The organism is Rhodopseudomonas rhenobacensis (genome assembly GCF_014203125.1).
In the GTDB taxonomy this organism is placed as follows: Bacteria; Pseudomonadota; Alphaproteobacteria; order Rhizobiales; family Xanthobacteraceae; genus Rhodopseudomonas_A; species Rhodopseudomonas_A rhenobacensis.
The window spans coordinates 79,869-97,351 of record NZ_JACHIH010000018.1; the positions used below are offsets into that span (position 1 = coordinate 79,869).

Genomic DNA, 17,483 nt, shown 5'->3' on the forward strand with positions numbered 1-17,483 from the left:
TTGCATTACCGTTATCACGCGGATCGACGAGGGTTTGCTGCTGCAACGCAGCGCGAACGAGGCGGCATTTCGATGAGTTGTTAGCATCCGGAGTTGTTATCACCGTCGCGTGCGCGTCGAATAGCCGCAATCGCTCCGCGTTCGGCAATCAGCACTTTATCGCTGACGCCGAAGCCCGCACAATTCGCCGGTCACTTCCTCTCGGCAATGGCGGACCTGCTTGAAGCTCAGTCACTGGATAACAAGGACCAGCGCCGCGCTGGCGACGTTGGCGTGGCTGTGCGGCGGCGGCGCCGTCAAGGCGCAGGACGAGCCGGAGGGCACCGAACGCAAAGCCGCGTTCAAATTGTATCGCTGGCAGGAAGACTACGCCGACCTCGCCGGCAAGCAATTATCAGGCTGGGAGGCCCTGAAATACATCCCGATCGCCGGCTGGAGCGGCGCCTTTCTGTCGCTCGGCGGCGAGGTGCGCTATCGGCTCGACGGCTACGATCGCTATCTGTTCGGCATCGGCCGCAGCGGCCATGCCTGGGCGTCCAGCCAGGAGCGGGTGCTGCAGCACGTCGATCTGCACTGGAATGCGTTTCGCGCCTTCGTGCAGTTCGATGCCGCCACCGAAGACGGCCGCCCGGTGCAGCGCGCCTTCGATCGCAGCAGCCCGGATCTGCGCAACAGCTTTGTCGATGCGACGCTGCCGGCCGGCGACGGCAAGTTGACGTTGCGCGGCGGCCGGCAGGAGCTGTGGCTCGGCCCGTCGCGCTGGCTCGCGGTGCGCGATCCGACCAATCTGCGCCGCACCTTCGACGGCGGGCTCGCCGAATACGACGACGCCGCGCTGACGCTGCGCGGCTTCGCGGCGCGGCCGGTCGAGATCATGGACGGGCTGTTCGACGACACGACCAACGGCGCGGAGGCGTTTCGCGGCGGTTACTTGACGTTGAAATCGCCGCTCGGGCTGCCGGGCACGCTGGATCTCTACGGCTACGCCAAGCAGCAGGACAGCGCCGGCTATCGCCGCGGCACCGCGCCCGAGGACCGCTGGACCGCGGGCGGCCGGCTGGCGTTCAAGTGGCGCGGCTTCGAGATGGCGGCCGAGGCGGCCAAGCAGGGCGGCAGCTTCGGCACCGCCAGCATCGACGCGGTCGGTGCCTACGCCGATCTCGGCCAGCGCTTCGCCGCGGTCGCGCTCGGCGGTGCGCGTGTGGTGCCGAAGCTCGGGCTGCGCGCGCACTACGGCTCCGGGGATTCCAACCTCAAGGATGCCACCTTCCGCACCTTCGTTGCGGCCTATCCGGCGGCGAGCATCGTGTCGGAAATGTCGCTGATCTCGGTCTCCAACCTGATCAATTGGCAGCCCTATCTGCAGCTGTTCGTCGGCCCTAAGCTGACGCTGGGGGCAAGCTGGAACGTGCTGCGCAAGGCGACGATCGCGGATTCCGTCTATGGTCCGTCCAACACGATGATCACCGCGAAGGACTCCGCCTCGCTCGACGTCGCCCAGATCGCCCAGCTCGACGCGGTGTGGGACGTCTCTAGGTTCCTGCAGTTCCACGCGCTGTATTCGCACGTCTATGCCGGCAGCTATGTGGTCGCGGCGGGCGGTCGCGACTTCGATTATTATCGGCTGCAACTGATGGCGCGGTGGTGAAAAGTTCTCGCCGGCAGCGCTTCGCCGGCAGCGTTGTGTGGGCGAGGGCGGTCGCTACGCGTGGAGTATCCGCGTTCATCCGGGTGCTAAGCGCTATCTGCTGACAAGTAGTCGTCATAACAAGTAATCGTACTCACTAGCGCTACCCGGCAAATTGCCGCATCGTATGGATGTTGCCGATTCGGGCGGCGCGATCGTGCCAAAGTCTGCAGATCGACCCCGAAGGTCCAAGCCAAGAATTGGTTGGAATGCCGCGTCAATCGCGTGTTTCGCAATCACCAATTCAAAGGACTCATCATGCACACCATCGTTCTGGCCACCCAAAAGGGCGGCAGCGGCAAGAGCACCTTGGCCATCGGGCTGGCGCTCGCCGCGATGCAGCAGGGCCACGCGGTCCGGCTGATCGAAACCGACCCGCAGGGCACGCTGTCGAACTGGCGCCGTCGCCGCGACAATGCGCAGCCGGTGGTGGAGACGCTGGCGGCGGCCGACGAATTGGCGCAGCGCCTTGCAACCTTCGAGCGCGCCGGGGTGACGCTGACCATCATCGACACCGCGGGCGGGCTCAGCGCGCTGACCGACGCGGCGCTGGCCTCGGCCGATCTCTGCCTCATTCCGGTGCGGCCGAGCGTCGCCGACGTCGAGGCCACCGCTGCGACGCTGGCGGCGATCCGCGGCTGCGACCGGCCGTTCGCCTATGTGCTGAACCAGACCCCGTGCCGCGGCCAGCGCATCGCCCATGCGGCGACCGCGCTCGCCGACGAGGCCGCGCTGGATGCCGCGGGCGTGCTGGCGTTGCCCTATATCGTGATGCGCAACGACCATCAGGATGCGCTCGGACTCGGCCTCGCCGTCTCGGAATATGCGCCCGGCGGCAAATCGGCCGACGAGATCCGCGGACTGTGGCAGTGGATCGAAACGCGGCTCGGCGTCGAGGCGCCGGCGCTGACCCACGACATCCTGATCGAATTCCAGCCGTCGCCGGACATCACGCCGGCGTCGTATCAGCTCGACGCGGCGGCCGACGAGATCGTCGCCACCGCCGAATAGAGCATGATCCCGAAAAGTGGATCCCGGTTTTCGGATGAGATCATACTCAGTTGAAAAGCGAGAGCAGGATGGCGTTTCGCCGAAACGTCATCCTGCTCTAGAATTCACTGCGGTTTGGGGCAGACCCGGCGACGAAATGGCCGGACCGGGCAAGCGGTCCGGCCATTGCTTTGTCTGCCGAGGGTGACGGCGTCGCGCTAGAATCGTCCGCGGCCGCGGATCAGCCGGACGATCAGCAGCAGCAGCACCGCGCCGATCGCCGAATAGATGATCGCCGACACCAGGCCCGAGCCGAGATGCAGGCCGAGCCGGGGAAACAGCAGGCTGGCGAGCAGCGCGCCGCCGACGCCGATGATCAGGTCGCCGATCAACCCGAAGCCGGTGCCGCGCACGATCAGGCCGGCGAGCCAGCCGGCGACGATGCCGACAAAGACGATGACCAGAAGGCTTTCGTTGGACAGATGCATGGCGGCGTTCCTTTGGAGGGCTGTGCGAGGTCGCAGATCGACGGGTCGCGATATTGCCGCAACGTATGTACGGTGCACGACAAGTCGGCGCGCCGGGCAGAGTTCCGTGACGGAACTAATTATGCTGAATGGCCGCCGCCGGCAGTCGGCGCTCGCTGCAAAATGTGACTGGTCATCCCGGGGCGCGAGCGGCTTCAGCTGCGAGCGAGCCCGGGATCCATACCCCCTGTAGGGGATATGGATTCCGGACTTGCTCGTTCTTCGAACTCGCAATCCGGAATGACGGCATTTGGCAATGCGGACTACGGCAGCACTTCGCGGCGTTCGCCGAGCCGGGCGTCGATCTCGGCGCGCTTGTCGGCCAGAAGCTCCTGGTCGGCGGCCTCGATCACGCTGAACAGCTCGTGGGCGTCGGATAGCCGCGGCACCGTGACGTAGTCGGCGCCGGCGGCGTAGAGCTGATCGACGTCGGCCAACAGATCCGCGGTGGCGACGATCTTCGCCGCCGGATTGAGCGAGCGGACGTGGCGCACCAGCTTTTCGTTGGTCGCGCCCTTCAACAGCGAATCCGGCACGCTGAGAATGATGATCTCGGCGTGGCCGATGCCGGCGTGCAGCAGCGTGTCGACATTGCTGATGTCGCCATAGATCACGTGGACATCGCGGTCCGCCAGAGTGCGGAACACCATCGGATTGAAATCCACCACGGTGATCTCTTTCAACAGCGAGACGTTCTGCCGTTCCATCTCGGCGACGAGCGCGGAGGCTGCTCGGAAAAAGCCGAGCAGCACGATGCGCCGCGCCGCGCCGTGGCCGCCGGTCTCCGCGGCCTCAGCGTCGCGGCCGTGGTCGAGGTCGCGCAGCCCGAGCCGCTTCAGCGCGGGGATCGCCCGGCGGGTCAGCGCGTCGCTGCGCACCATCACGAAGGTCGACAGCACCGCGAGGATCACGAAGGCGAACGACACCGCGCTCGCGGTCGCGGTCTGGATGTGGCCGGCGACGACGCCGGTCTGGATCACCACCAGCGAGAATTCCGAGATCTGCGCCAGATTGATCGCCGGCAGCAGGCTGGCGCGCAGCCCCTGTTTCATCAGATACAGCGGCACGAAGGTGGTGACGAGCCGGCTCGCCACGGTGAAGCCGGCGATCAACAGCGCAAGCCCGATCACCGAGAGATTGGGAACAGGAATCGTCATGCCGAGCGCCACGAAGAACAGCGTGATGAAGAAATCCCGCAGCGTCGTCACCTTGGCGGTGACGTCGAGCGCGTAGGGAAAGGTCGACAGCGAGACGCCGGCGACCAAGGAGCCCATCTCGCGCGACAAATGCAGCTGTTCGGCGATCTCGCCGATCAGAAAGCACCACGCCAGCGCGCCGAGCAACACCAGCTCCGGCGTCCGGGCGATGCGGTGGAACAGCCACGGCAGCAGATAGCGCGACAGCACCAGCGCGGTCACGACCAGCACGCCGACGCGGCCGATCGACAGCAGGAACACGCCGATCTGCAGATTGCCGAGGCTCGGCTGCACCGCCAGAAACAGGATCGCGAAGACGTCCTGCAGCACCAACACGCCGAGCGTGACGCGGCCGGGCAGGGTGTCGAGCTCGCGCTTCTCGTACAGCACCTTGACGATGATCACCGTGGAGGACAGCGCGCAGGCGACGGACAGATAGATCGCGTCGAACCCGGCAGCCAGCGACAGCCCGATGCCGGCGAACAGCACGAGCCCGAGCAGCGCGCCGCCGAGCAATTGCCCGCCGGCGGCGAACAGGATCACCGGGCCGGCGCGCACGATTTTCTTGAGGTCGATCTCCAGCCCGATCATGAACAGCATGAAGATCAGGCCGAGCTCGGAGATGATCGCGATCGACTCCTGCGACTTCACCCACTTTAAGCCGAATGGACCAATCAGGAAGCCGGCGATAAGATAGGCGAGGATCAGCGGCTGCCGGAAGAAATGCGCCAGAAGTCCGAGCATCCATGCAAACAGGATGCACAGGGTGATATCGCGAATGAGTTCGTGCATAGGGTGGCCATTGATCGATCCTCGGACTCCCACAGTAAGGGCGCAGCCATGTCGGTCAAAGCATTAATTCCGGGCGCGCCACGCCGCGCCTGGCGGCACGGCCTGGCGGCGCTCGGCCTGCTGGCGCTGCTGCCGGTCCCGGCGAGCTATGCGCAGAGCGCGCCGCCGATCGAGCAGAGCTTTGCCGGCTCGCTCACCGCGCTGCCGTCGGAGCCGCTGAGCGCCAGCGGCGCGTTCTACGTGCCGGCCTATTCCAGCGTGTCGATGAGCCACGGCCGGTTGCGCGGCGATTTCTCGGTGACGCTGAGCATCCACAACGCCTCCGAGACCAAGCCCTTGGTGATCCGGCGGGTCGGCTATTTCGACACCGCGGGCAAGCTGGTCGAAAACTATCTGAAGGCGCCGGTGGCGCTGAAGCCGTTCTCGACCATCGAAGCGTTCATCGCCGCCACCGACGTGCGCGGCGGCACCGGGGCCAATTTCGTGGTCGACTGGGCGGCGGCCGGCGAGATCGCCGAGCCGGTGGTGGAGGCGCTGACGATCGGCTCGATCGCCAACGGCCACTACGCCTTCATCAGCCAGGGCCGCCCGATCCGCAGCGTCGGCAAGTAGCCGGCGGGGCCCTAAACCTCACCCGCCGATCTCGGCGGTGACGATCGGGCCGAACAGCTGCCACGTCTCGCCTTCGAAGCGCATCATCTGCAATTGCTCGATCGGGTGAAAATCGCTGGCGCTGGTGTTGATGGTGATGCCGGGCAATAGCGTGTCGGGCGCAAAATCCTTGAGGTTCGCCGCCTGCTTCATGATGTTGTCGCGGGTCAGATTGTCGCCGGCCTGCTTCAGCACCTGCGCCACGGTCTGGGCGTGGCCATAGCCGTACACCACGGCGCCGTCGGCGCGGTTGGCGTCGGGGGCGTATTTGGCGAGGAAGCCGTAGAAATTCTTCATGCCGGCGTCGTCGTCCCATTGCGCGTCGGCGCCGTCCTTGGCGTAGTTCGCCGACAGCACGCCCTGCGCGATCGCAAAGCCGGCGGGCTTCAGCACGCCGCCGACCGAGGAGGCGACGTTGCTCTGGAAGTAGGTCGGCTTCCAGTCGAGCTCGGCGGCCTTCTTCAGCGCTTGGGCGGCGAATTTCGGCGTGGTGATCGACACCAAGGCGTCGGCGCCACTCGACTTCAGCTTGACGATGTGGCTGTCGATGCTGGGTTCGGCGACCTCGTAGCTGTCTTCGGCGACGATCATCGCGGCGTTGTCGCCGAGCCCGTCCTTCAGCCCCTTCAGCAGGTCCTTGCCGAAATCGTCGTTCTGATACAGCACCGCGATCTTGGCGTCGGGCTTCTCGCGCAAAAGGTGGGCGGCGTAGATCCGCCCCTCGCTCTGATAGGCCGGCTGCCAGCCCATGGTCCAGGGGAAGGTCTTGTAATCGCCGAATTTGGTGGCGCCGCTCGCCGCGAACAGCTGCGGCACCTTCCTGGCGTTCATGTATTTCTGGATCGCCGAATTCGACGGCGTGCCGAGCGCGCCTGCGATGAACAGCACCTCGTCGCTCTCCACCAGCTTGCGGGCCTGCTCCACGGCCTTCGCCGGGCTGTAGCCGTCGTCGTAGCTGATGAAATTGATCTTGCGGCCGTTGATGCCGCCTTGCTCGTTGAGCATCTTGAAATAGGCGGCCTCGATCCGGCCGATCACCCCATAGGCCGAGGCCGGCCCCGAATAGGGCAGGATGTTACCGATCCTGATCTCGGCGTCGCTGGCGCCGGTGTCGTATTTCTTCTGCGCAAGCGCGGCGGTGGCGGTGAGGGCGATCAACGCGGTCGAGAGAACGGCGCAACGCAGGGTCTGAATCGATATCATGTCGTCTCCTCTTGAGGTTCGTTGACTGATCCTCTTGAAACCAGGTTTCTCTCTTCGTCATTGCGAGCCAACGGGTCGGCGCTGTGCGAAGCAATCCAGGGGCGTCCAGCACGGGGCCGCTGGATTGCTTCGTCGCAAGAGCTCCTCGCAATGACGAACTCACACGCCGCGTTTCCATGCTCACGCCGCTCCCGGTTATTTTGATCGCAGCCTGTGCATCCAGTGTTGCACGCGCGTGGCGATCTGCCGCGCGCCGTGCGGCGCCAGGAAGATCACCAGGATCAGGATCACCCCGAACACCGCACCCGACAATCCCTTGGAAATGCCCTCGGCGAGATTCGGCACGAACACGATGAAGCCGGCGCCGACCAGCGAGCCCGGCAGCCAGCCGACGCCGCCGACCACCATGCCGACGAACAGCGCGATGGCGAGCTGGATGGTGTAGCTGTCGGGCGCCACGAACTGCACCGCGATGGCGCCCAGCCCGCCGGCGACGCCGGTGATGCCGGCCGAGATGCCGAACGCCAGCGTTTTGTACAGCGCCACGTCGACGCCCATCGCACAGGCTGCGATCTCGTTGTCGCGGATCGCCATCATCGCGCGGCCGGAGCGCGAGGTCAGCAGATTGACCGCCGTCAGATAGACCGCGAGCGCGATCGCCAGCGTGACGCCGTAGAGCCAGACGTCCTGCGAGATCGGCAGCCCGAACGGCGCGTCCGGCTTGGTCACCACCAGGCCCTGCACGCCGCCGGTCCAGCGCTCGAACACGCTGAGCTTCAACAGCTGCGGCATCGCTATGGCGAGCGCGAAGGTGGCGAGCGCCAGATAGACGCCGCTGAGCCGCAGCGCCGGCAGCCCGAACAGGAAGCCGAACGCAAAGCACACGACGCCCGCGACCGGCAGCGTCAGCCCGTAATGCACGTCGTAATGCTCGATCAGGATCGCCGATGAGTAGGCGCCGATCGCGTAGAACGCGCTGTGGCCGAGCGAGACCTGGCCGGAGCCGCCGGTCAGGATGTTCAGCCCGAGGATCGCGATGGCGTAGATCAGCACCATGGTGATCTGGAAGATGACGAAGCTCTTCAGCAGCAGCGGCGCGCCGAGCAACAGCAGCAGCACCGCCAGCGAGGCGAGCATGCCGAGCCTGAGGCTCTTGGTCGGCGTCGCCGGCACCGCGGCCACGTCGGTGACGAGGTCCTGCAGCGCGCTCACCGCTCAGACCCGCTTGACGACGGCGCGGCCGAACAGGCCGTGCGGCCGCAGCACCAGCACGGTGACGATCAGCGCCAGCGCGATCGGCAGCTTCAATTCGTTGCCGACGCCCGGGATGTAGGTGCCGGCGAGGTTCTCGAAGACGCCGACCAGAAAGCCGCCGACCACCGCGCCGAGCGGGCTCGACAGTCCGCCGAGCACCGCGGCGGCGAAGCCGTAGATCAACACGCCGCCCATCATGTTCGGCTCGAGAAACACCACCGGCGCAATCAGCATGCCGGCGATGGCGCCGATCGCGCTCGCCATGCCCCAGCCCAGCGCCACCATCCACGAGGTGTTGATGCCGACCAGACGCGCGGACTCCGGCATGGACGCCGCCGCCCGCATTGCCAACCCGATGCGGGTGAACTGGAAGAAGCCGTACAGCAGCGCCAGCAGCACCAAAGTCACGCCGATCATCCCGGCCTGATGCGTCGAGATCAGCTTGCTGCCGAGAAACGGCGACCAGCCGAATGGCGTCGGGAATTGCTTGATGGTGAAGTCCCAGGTCTGTCCCGCGACCGAGTTGAGGATCGCCAACAGCGCGATGAAGCCGGCGACATGGGTCAGGATCGGGGCGTCGGCGAGCGGCTTGAACAACAGCCGCTCGATCGCGACGCCGCCGGCGAACGACAGCAGCAGCGTCAGCGCGAAGGCCCCCCAATACGGCACGCCCCATTGCATCAATTGCCAGCCGACGAAGGTTGAGAGCATCGCCATCTCGCCCTGTGCGAAATTCAGCTGATCGATCGCCTGGAAGATCATCACCACGGCGAGCGCCATGCAGGCATAGATCGCGCCGGTGGCGACGCCGGCCAGGATCTGGTTGCCGAGTAGCTCCATGGCCGCCCCCTCGAGTGCCCTCAATAGCCTAAGTAGGATTTGCGGACGTCCTGGTTCGCGGCGATCTCGGCGGCCGGTCCCGCCATCACGATGCGTCCGGTCTCGATGACGTAGGCCTGGTCGGCGAGCGCCAGCGCCAGTTCGGCGTTCTGCTCCACCACCAGGATGGTGACGTTGTCGTCGCGGTTGATCTTGCCGAGAATGCCGAACAGCTCGCGCACCACCAGAGGCGCGAGGCCGAACGACGGCTCGTCGAGCAGCAACAGCCGCGGCCGCAGCATCAGCGCGCGCGCCACCGCCAGCATCTGCTGTTCGCCACCGGAGAGCGTGCCGGCCTGCTGACGGTGACGCTCCTTCAACACCGGGAAATGTCCGTACATCCGCTCGATGTCGGCGCCGATCTTGTTGTCGCCGCGGCTGATGGCGCCGAGCTGCAGATTTTCCGCGACGCTCATGGTGGCGAAGGTGCCGCGGCCCTGCGGCACATGGGCGATGCCGAGCCGGACGATGTTTTCCGTGGCGCGGCCGGCGAGCGGCGTGCCGTCGAAGGAGATCGCGCCGGTGGCGCGCACCATGGCGCAGATCGCGCGCAGCGTCGTGGTCTTGCCGGCGCCGTTGGCGCCGAGCAGGGCGGTGAGACTGCCTTGTTGCAGCGCGAAGTCGAGCCCGTGCAGCGCCTGCACCGGGCCGTAATAGGCGCGCAGATCCTTGACGCTGAGCAGCGCGCTCACGGCTGCTTGCTCCCGAGATAGGCCTTGATCACCTCGGGATCGTTCTGCACCGCGCCGGGCGGGCCTTCGGCGAGCTTCCTGCCGAAATTCAGCGCCACCACGTGGTCGGCGATCGACATCACCAGCCCCATGTGATGCTCGACCAGCAGCACGCTGACGCCGCGTTCGTCGCGGATGCGGCGGATCAGCGCGCCGAGCGAAAACACCTCCTCATGGTTGAGCCCGCCGGCGGGCTCGTCGAGCAGCAGGATCTTTGGCTCTGCTGCGAGCGCGCGGGCGAGCTCGACGCGCTTCTGGGTGCCGAACGGCAGCCCCGCGACGGCGAGGTCGGCGACTTCATGCAGCGCGAGATAGTCCAAAATCTCGTCGACGGTCGCGTTGGTCTTGGCTTCGCCGCGGCGCACCCAGGGCAGCCGCAGCGCATCCGAAACGATGTCGCTGGAACTACGCGCATGGGCGCCGACCCGGACGTTGTCGCGCACGCTGAGATTGCCGAACAGCGCGACGTTCTGAAAGGTGCGGCCGATGCCGATTTCGGCGATCTTGTGCGCCGGGCGCTTCAGGATGCTGTCGCCGTCGAGCAGGATGTCGCCGCGGCAGGGCTGGTACAGCCGGGACAGGCAGTTGAACAGCGTCGTCTTGCCGGCGCCGTTCGGTCCGATCAGGCCGAGGATCTGGCCTTGCTGCATGTCGAACGACACGCCGTTCAGCGCGTTGATGCCGCCGAACGCCACGCTGACCTCGCGCACCGCAACCAGCGGCGCGCGCGTCCTCGCGGCAGCGGCCCGCGGGCTCATCCGCGGCCGCGCCGCGCCGGCCCGGCGTTGCGCTCGCGCCTCAGGCGCTGCCGGCTATCAGATCCCCTCGACCACGCGCGCACCTTTGCCTCCCGGCTTGGCTTTCTTGCTGTCGGGCTTTTTTGTCGGCGGCGCGACCTGGCCGCCGAGCGCCGCTTCGATGTTGCGGACCATCGCCACCAGGCGCGGGCCGATGTCGTTGAGCAGCCGATCTTCCGTGAAGCGGAATGCCGGCGCACCGCAATTGAATGCGTAGGGCCCGGTGCCGTCGTTCAATTTCAGCGAGACGCCGGCGGCGTGGACGTCGTCCTGCCATTCGCCGGCCGAGATCGCAAAGCCGCGCTTGGCGACCAGCTCGCCGGAGCGTTCGATGCCGTCCTTCATCTTGGCGAAGCGGCTCGCGCCGTAATGCTCGCGCAGGTCGCGCAGCAACGCGGCGCGTTCGTCGTCGGGCAGCGCCCAGATATAGGCCCGTCCCATCGCGGTGGTGGCGATCGGAACCCGCGAGCCGACGTCGAGCTGCACGCCGACGGTGAGGCTGGAGCGTGCCTGGCCGAAATAGATCATGCTGTGGCGGTCGCGGCCGCCGATCGCCACCGCGCCGCCGGTCTGCCGCATCAGTTCCTCGCGGAACGGTTCCGACAAATGCCGCAGGCCGAGATTTGCCAGCGCCGCATAGCCGATCGCCAGCGCCGCCGGCGCCAGTTGGTACTTTTCGAAGCGCGGAACCGGGGTCAGGTAGCCGAGCTTGCACAGCGTGTAGGTCAGCCTTGAAATCGTCGGCTTGGGTAAATTGGTGCGCGCGGCAATCTCCTGGTTGCCAAGCAGCCCATCATTGGGATGAAATGCCCGCAGCACATCGAGGCCGCGGGACAACGCGACGACGAAGTTGCGATCGGTCGCCACCTTTTTGCCTGGACGTTTCATGCCCTGCCGTATCGATTGGATCGATCACGTTGACAAGCGACGCTCTTCAAAATAACCCTCGCTGTCAAGATGTGGAATTAAATTTCGCAATGCGAAATTAACAAAAAACGACACACGGAAATAGCACAAGGAGAGTTGCGTGACTGACGTCGTCAAGCTGGAATGCCATGATGCGATCGCCATCGTCACGGTGGATAGTCCGCCGGTCAACGCGCTCAGCGCGGCGGTGCGTCGCGGCATCTCCGAATCCGTCAAGCAGGCGATCGCCGATCCCGAAGTGCAGGCGATCGTGCTGACCTGCGCCGGCCGCACCTTCATCGCCGGCGCCGACATCACCGAATTCGGCAAGCCGCCGCAGTCGCCCGGCCTCGGCGACGTCATCACCGAGTTGGAAAATTCGCCGAAGCCGATCGTCGCCGCGATCCACGGCACCGCGCTCGGCGGCGGGCTCGAAGTCGCGCTCGGCTGTCATTTCCGCGTCGCGGTAAAAGACGCCAAGCTCGGCCTGCCGGAAGTGAAGCTTGGGCTGTTGCCCGGCGCTGGCGGCACGCAGCGGCTGCCGCGCGCGGTCGGCCCGGAGCTCGCGGTGAAGATGATCGTCGGCGGCGATCCGATCGGCGCAGCAGTTGCGCTCGAGCACGGCCTGATCGACGAGATCGTCGAGGCCACCGCCGCGGGCGGCGAAGCTTTTGCCCGCAAGGTGCTGGCGGAGAGCCGGCCGCTGCGCAAACTGCGCGACGACGATTCGAAATTGCAGGCCGCCAAGGCGGATCGCTCGATCTTCACCCAGGCGGTGGCGGCGATGACCAAGAAGGCGAGGGGGCTGGAAGCGCCGTTCGCCGCCGCCGACGCGGTCGCCGCCGCGATCGACCTGCCGTTCGACGAGGGGATGAAGAAGGAACGCGACGGCTTCATGAAGCTCGTCACCGGCGAACAGTCGAAGGCGCAGCGCTACGCGTTCTTCGCCGAGCGCGAAGCCGCCAAGGTGTCCGGCGTGCCGGAAGGCACCAAGCCGCGGCCGGTCACGCGCGTCGCCATCATCGGCGCCGGCACCATGGGTGGCGGCATCGCGATGTCGTTTGCCAACGCCGGGATTCCGGTGACGCTGATCGAGACCGGCGAGGAGCAGTTGAAGCGCGGCCTCGGCGTGATGCAGAAGAACTATGACTCCACCGCGGCGCGGGGAGGAATCCCCGCCGACGCGCCCGCCAAGCGCATGGCGCTGATCAATGGCGTGGTCGGGCTCGAGCACGTCAAGGACGCCGACCTGATCATCGAGGCGGTGTTCGAGACCATGGCGGTGAAAAAGGAAGTGTTCACCGCGATCGACGCCTACGCCAAGCCCGGCGCGGTGCTGGCCTCCAACACCTCCTATCTCAACATCGACGAGATCGCCCAGGTCACCAAGCGGCCGGAAGACGTGCTCGGCATGCATTTCTTCTCGCCGGCCAATGTGATGAAGCTGTGCGAGATCGTCCGCGCCGACAAGACCGCGCCGGACGCGCTGCTAACGGCGGTGGCGATCGCGCGAAAAATCGCCAAGGTGCCGGCGGTGGTCGGGGTCTGCGACGGCTTCGTCGGCAACCGCATGCTGGCGGCGCGCGGCAAGCAAGCCGAACAGCTGTTGTTCGAAGGCGCGCTGCCGCAACAGGTCGACGCCGTAGTGACCAAGTTCGGCATGCCGATGGGGCCGTTCGCGATGGGCGATCTCGCCGGGCTCGATATCGGCTGGCGCTCGCGGCAGGATCGCGGCATCAAATCGGAAATCGCCGACGCGCTGTGCGAGGCCGGCCGGTTCGGCCAGAAGACCGGCAAGGGTTACTACAAATACGAAGCCGGCTCGCGCGCGCCGCTGCCCGATCCCGAGGTCGAGACGCTGATCAACGACACGCTCAACAAGCTCGGCCTGAAGCGCCGCGAGGTGCCCGACGAAGAGATCCTCGAGCGGATGATGTATCCGATGATCAACGAAGGCGCGCGGATTCTCGAAGAGAAGATTGCCGCGCGGCCCTCCGACATCGACGTGATCTGGCTGTACGGCTACGGCTGGCCGATCTATCGCGGCGGCCCGATGTTCTATGCCGACAGCGTCGGCCTCAAGCACATCGCCGAGCGGCTTTCGTACTACGCCAAGGCGACCAATGATCCCACGCTCGAGCCGGCACCGCTGCTCGCACGGCTCGCCGCCGAGGACGGCAGCTTCGCCACGCTGACGCAGCGGGCGAAAGCCGCGTGATGGGAGATTTGCGGACTGCGCTCCGAGCACTGCCTCACCTCTCCCCGCTTGCGGGGAGAGGTCGACCGGCGGACCGCAAGCGAAGCCGGTCGGGTGAGGGGGCGTTGCGATGTGTCGCGCCGTCTCGTCCTGCCGCATCGCCCCCTCACCCCAACCCTCTCCCCGCAAGCGGGGCGAGGGAGCTCGCCGTGCTCCGTGTCAAGCGCAACGCACAAGTCGGTACGACGTGGAGTCGCCACACTGCTCCCCTCCCCCTTGCGGGGAGGGGGCGGGGGTGGGGGTCTTCGAGTCGCAGTGCTTGTGGTTTACCCCCCTCCCTGCCCCTCTCCCGCAAGGGGGGAGGGAACGGAAAGGCTCTGCTTGGAGTCGAAGAGGCCCATCACCTTGGAGTCGAAGGGGCCCATCGCCCATGACCCATCCCGGCGAACAATTCTATCCCGCGGGGCTCACCTGGGACGCGCCGGTTGCGCGCGGTACGCTGCCCGATCTGCTATCAACCGCGGCGGCGAAATACGCCGCGCGGCCGGCGATCGAATTTCGCGACCGCGCGATCAGCTTCGCCGAACTCGAAGCGCTGGTCGAGACCGCGGCGGCGGCGCTGCTACGCGCCGGCTATGGCAAGGACTGTTCGGTCGGGCTCTATCTCGGCAACCTGCCGGATCATCCGATCAATTTCTTCGGCACGCTGAAGGCCGGCGCCCGCGTCGTGCATCTGTCGCCGCTCGACGGCGAACGCGCGCTGTCGCACAAGCTCAGCGATTCCGGCGCGCGGATCCTGATCACGACTGATCTTGCCGCGCTGCTGCCGATGGCGTTGAAATTTCTCGCGGCCGGCCTGCTCGACCGGCTGATCGTCTGCGAGGACGATCATTGGGGCGGGGTCGGCAATCCGCATACGCCGATCCCCGACGATCCGCGCATCATCCGCTACGCCGATTTCACCAAAGATGTGCCGCTGCCGGCGCAATGGCCGGCGCTTACGCCCGACGACGTCGCCGTGCTGCAATACACCGGCGGCACCACGGGCTTGCCGAAAGGCGCGATGCTCAGCCACGGCAATCTCACCGCGGCGGTTTCGATCTACGATCTGTGGGGCGCCAAGGACCGCGCCGCGCGCAACACGGTGGAACGCGTGATCTGCGTGCTGCCGCTGTTCCACATCTACGCGCTGACCGTGATCCTGTTGCGCTCGCTCAGCAACGGCGACCTGATCTCGCTGCATCAGCGCTTCGACGTCGCGGCGATCTTCCGCGACATCGAGGAGAAGCGCGCCACGGTGTTTCCCGGCGTGCCGACGATGTGGATCGCGCTCGCCAATGATCCGTCGCTGGAGGCGCGCGACCTGTCGTCGCTGGCGACTTGCGGCTCGGGCGGCGCGCCGCTGCCGGTCGAGGTCGCCAAAGTGTTCGAGCGCAAGACCGGGCTGACGCTGAAGAGCGGCTGGGGCATGACCGAGACCTGCTCGCCCGGCACCTCGCATCCGCTCGAAGGCCCGGACAAGCCGGGCTCGATCGGGCTGATGCTGCCCGGCATCGAACTCGACGTGGTGTCGCTCGACGACAGCACCAAGCCTTTGCCGGCGGGCGAGGTCGGCGAGTTGCGGATCCGCGGCCCCAACGTGACCCGCGGCTACTGGAACCGGCCGCAGGAGACCGCGGAGGCGTTTGTCGGCGACCGCTTTCTCACCGGCGACATCGGCACCATGGACCGCGACGGCTACTTCTTCCTGGTCGACCGCAAGAAGGACATGATCATCTGCGGCGGCTTCAACGTCTATCCGCAGATGATCGAGCAGGCGATCTATGAACACGCCAGCGTGCAGGAAGTGATCGTGATCGGCGTTCCCGATCAGTATCGCGGCGAGGCGGCGAAAGCTTTCATCAAGCTGCGCGGCGGCGCCGCGCCGTTCAGCGTCGACGCGCTGCGGGAATTTCTCAAAGGCAAGCTCGGCAAGCACGAACTGCCGGCGGCGCTGGAATTCGTCGACGAATTGCCGCGCACCCCGGTCGGCAAATTGTCGCGCCACGAACTGCGCGCCAAGCAACCCAACGTCCCAACTCAACAACAACAAATCACCACAGGAGGTCGCCCATGACCGAGGCCGTTATCGTTTCCACCGCGCGCACCCCGATCGGCAAGGCCTATCGCGGCGCGCTCAATGCCACCGAGGGCGCGACCTTGCTCGGCCACGCCATCGAGCACGCGGTGAAGCGCGCCGGCATCGACCCCAAGGAGGTCGAGGACGTGGTGATGGGCGCCGCCTTGCAGCAGGGCGCCACCGGCGGCAACATCGCCCGCAAGGCGCTGTTGCGCGCCGGGCTGCCGGTGTCGGTCGCCGGCACCACCATCGATCGGCAATGCGCCTCCGGCCTGCAGGCGATCGCGCTCGCGGCGCGCTCGGTCTTGTTCGACGGCGTCGAGATCGCGGTCGCCGGCGGCGGCGAGTCGATCAGCCTGGTGCAGAACGACAAGATGAACACCTTCCACGCCGTCGATCCGGCGCTGCAGGCGATCAAGGGCGACGTCTACATGGCGATGCTCGACACCGCCGAAGTCGTCGCCAAGCGCTACGGCATTTCGCGCGAACGCCAGGACGAGTATTCGCTGGAAAGCCAGCGCCGCACCGCGGCGGCGCAGCAGGGCGGCAAGTTCGCCGACGAGATCGCTGCGATTAGCACCAAGATGGGCGTGGTCGACAAGGCCACCGGCGCGGTGTCGTTCAAGGATATCACGCTGTCGCAGGACGAAGGTCCGCGCCCGGACACCTCGGCGGAAGGCCTGGCGGCGTTGAAGGCGGTGCGCGGCGAGGGCTTCACCATCACCGCCGGCAACGCCAGCCAACTTTCCGACGGCGCCAGCGCCACCGTGGTGATGAGCGATACGCTCGCCGCGCAGAAGGGCCTGAAGCCGCTCGGCATCTTCCGCGGCTTCGTGTCCGCCGGCTGCGAGCCGGACGAGATGGGCATCGGCCCGGTCTATGCGGTGCCGCGGCTGCTCAAGCGCCACGGCTTGAAGATCGAGGACATCGACCTGTGGGAGCTCAACGAAGCCTTCGCGGTGCAGGTGCTGTATTGTCGCGACAAGCTCGGCATCGATCCGGACAAGATCAACGTCGACGGCGGGGCGATTGCGGTCGGCCATCCCTACGGCATGTCCGGCGCGCGGCTCGCCGGCCACGCGCTGATCGAAGGCCGTCGTCGCAAGGCGAAGTACGCGGTCGTCACCATGTGCGTCGGCGGCGGCATGGGGTCGGCCGGTCTGTTCGAGATCGTGCAGTAAGCACGCGCAACAGAATGCGTCATTCCGGGGCGCGAGCAGCGCAAGCTGCGAGCGAGCCCGGAATCCATAACCCCCACAGGGAGTATGGATTCCGGGCCTGCACCCCAGCCGGCCTTGCCGTCTGGGGTGCATCCCGGAATGACAGAACTAATCGGGCGCGCCGGTTTTGCGAAGATCGTGGGGCAGGCACAGCGCCGACACAAGCACTGACTTCACCTCTCCCCGCAGGCGGGGAGAGGTCGACCCGGCGAAGCGGAGCGAAGCCGGGTCGGGTGAGGGGGCGTTTCGGCAGAACGCGGCGGGGGGGGGCCCCCCCCCCCCCCCCCCCCGCCGCGGGCCCCCCCCCCCCCCCCCCCCCCGCGGGGGGGGGGGG

Annotated in this window: 14 protein-coding genes; 6 read left to right on the forward strand and 8 right to left on the reverse strand. The window is 66.5% G+C overall.

All coding sequences use genetic code 11. The features are described from left to right. The first annotated feature begins 220 nt into the window (after positions 1-220). Both HNR60_RS14730 and HNR60_RS14735 read left to right on the forward strand, forming a co-directional pair. A complete protein-coding gene (locus HNR60_RS14730; protein ID WP_184258734.1) occupies positions 221-1,648 on the forward strand; it encodes an alginate export family protein in 1,428 nt (475 codons plus the stop codon). 297 nt (positions 1,649-1,945) lie between these two features. Further along, positions 1,946-2,698: a ParA family protein gene (locus HNR60_RS14735; protein WP_184258736.1), complete on the forward strand. Its 753-nt coding sequence runs from the start codon at positions 1,946-1,948 to the stop codon at positions 2,696-2,698. Between the two features lie 197 nt (positions 2,699-2,895). Here the strand turns inward: HNR60_RS14735 and HNR60_RS14740 are convergent, their stop codons facing one another. Beyond that, positions 2,896-3,165: a GlsB/YeaQ/YmgE family stress response membrane protein gene (locus HNR60_RS14740; RefSeq protein ID WP_184258740.1), complete on the reverse strand. Its 270-nt coding sequence runs from the start codon at positions 3,163-3,165 to the stop codon at positions 2,896-2,898. Between the two features lie 302 nt (positions 3,166-3,467). Next, entirely contained in the window at positions 3,468-5,192 is a 1,725-nt protein-coding gene (locus HNR60_RS14745) for a cation:proton antiporter (protein ID WP_184258742.1), read from the reverse strand. A 48-nt stretch (positions 5,193-5,240) separates the two neighbouring features. On the opposite strand from HNR60_RS14745, the gene HNR60_RS14750 reads away from it, so the two are divergent. Further along, on the forward strand, positions 5,241-5,804 hold the full coding sequence (locus HNR60_RS14750; RefSeq protein WP_184258744.1) for a DUF3124 domain-containing protein: 564 nt from the start codon (positions 5,241-5,243) through the stop codon (positions 5,802-5,804). Between the two features lie 18 nt (positions 5,805-5,822). Here the strand turns inward: HNR60_RS14750 and HNR60_RS14755 are convergent, their stop codons facing one another. From HNR60_RS14755 to HNR60_RS14780, 6 genes are all read right to left on the reverse strand, one after another. Continuing rightward, complete coding sequence (locus HNR60_RS14755) at positions 5,823-7,046, reverse strand: ABC transporter substrate-binding protein (RefSeq protein ID WP_184258746.1); 1,224 nt, start codon at positions 7,044-7,046, stop codon at positions 5,823-5,825. Between the two features lie 195 nt (positions 7,047-7,241). Further along, positions 7,242-8,258 carry an ABC transporter permease subunit gene (locus tag HNR60_RS14760; RefSeq protein ID WP_184258748.1) on the reverse strand — a complete coding sequence of 339 codons (1,017 nt, stop codon included), beginning with the start codon at positions 8,256-8,258 and terminating at the stop codon, positions 7,242-7,244. A gap of 3 nt (positions 8,259-8,261) precedes the next feature. Then, positions 8,262-9,140, reverse strand: a complete 879-nt coding sequence (locus tag HNR60_RS14765; protein WP_184258750.1) for a branched-chain amino acid ABC transporter permease — start codon at positions 9,138-9,140, stop codon at positions 8,262-8,264. Between the two features lie 20 nt (positions 9,141-9,160). Next, a complete protein-coding gene (locus HNR60_RS14770) occupies positions 9,161-9,871 on the reverse strand; it encodes an ATP-binding cassette domain-containing protein (RefSeq protein ID WP_184258752.1) in 711 nt (236 codons plus the stop codon). Continuing rightward, a complete protein-coding gene (locus tag HNR60_RS14775) occupies positions 9,868-10,668 on the reverse strand; it encodes an ABC transporter ATP-binding protein (RefSeq protein ID WP_184258754.1) in 801 nt (266 codons plus the stop codon). Before HNR60_RS14775 ends, HNR60_RS14770 begins: the two co-directional genes overlap by 4 nt. A gap of 57 nt (positions 10,669-10,725) precedes the next feature. Next, positions 10,726-11,595, reverse strand: coding sequence for an IclR family transcriptional regulator (locus tag HNR60_RS14780; RefSeq protein WP_184258756.1), 870 nt, complete (start codon positions 11,593-11,595; stop codon positions 10,726-10,728). 139 nt (positions 11,596-11,734) lie between these two features. On the opposite strand from HNR60_RS14780, the gene HNR60_RS14785 reads away from it, so the two are divergent. From HNR60_RS14785 to HNR60_RS14795, 3 genes are all read left to right on the forward strand, one after another. Then, on the forward strand, positions 11,735-13,831 hold the full coding sequence (locus tag HNR60_RS14785; RefSeq protein ID WP_184258758.1) for a 3-hydroxyacyl-CoA dehydrogenase NAD-binding domain-containing protein: 2,097 nt from the start codon (positions 11,735-11,737) through the stop codon (positions 13,829-13,831). A 409-nt stretch (positions 13,832-14,240) separates the two neighbouring features. Further along, complete coding sequence (gene pimA, locus HNR60_RS14790; RefSeq protein WP_184258760.1) at positions 14,241-15,926, forward strand: dicarboxylate--CoA ligase PimA; 1,686 nt, start codon at positions 14,241-14,243, stop codon at positions 15,924-15,926. Next, positions 15,923-17,110, forward strand: coding sequence for an acetyl-CoA C-acyltransferase (locus HNR60_RS14795; RefSeq protein WP_184258763.1), 1,188 nt, complete (start codon positions 15,923-15,925; stop codon positions 17,108-17,110). Before pimA ends, HNR60_RS14795 begins: the two co-directional genes overlap by 4 nt. Positions 17,111-17,483 lie beyond the last annotated feature (373 nt).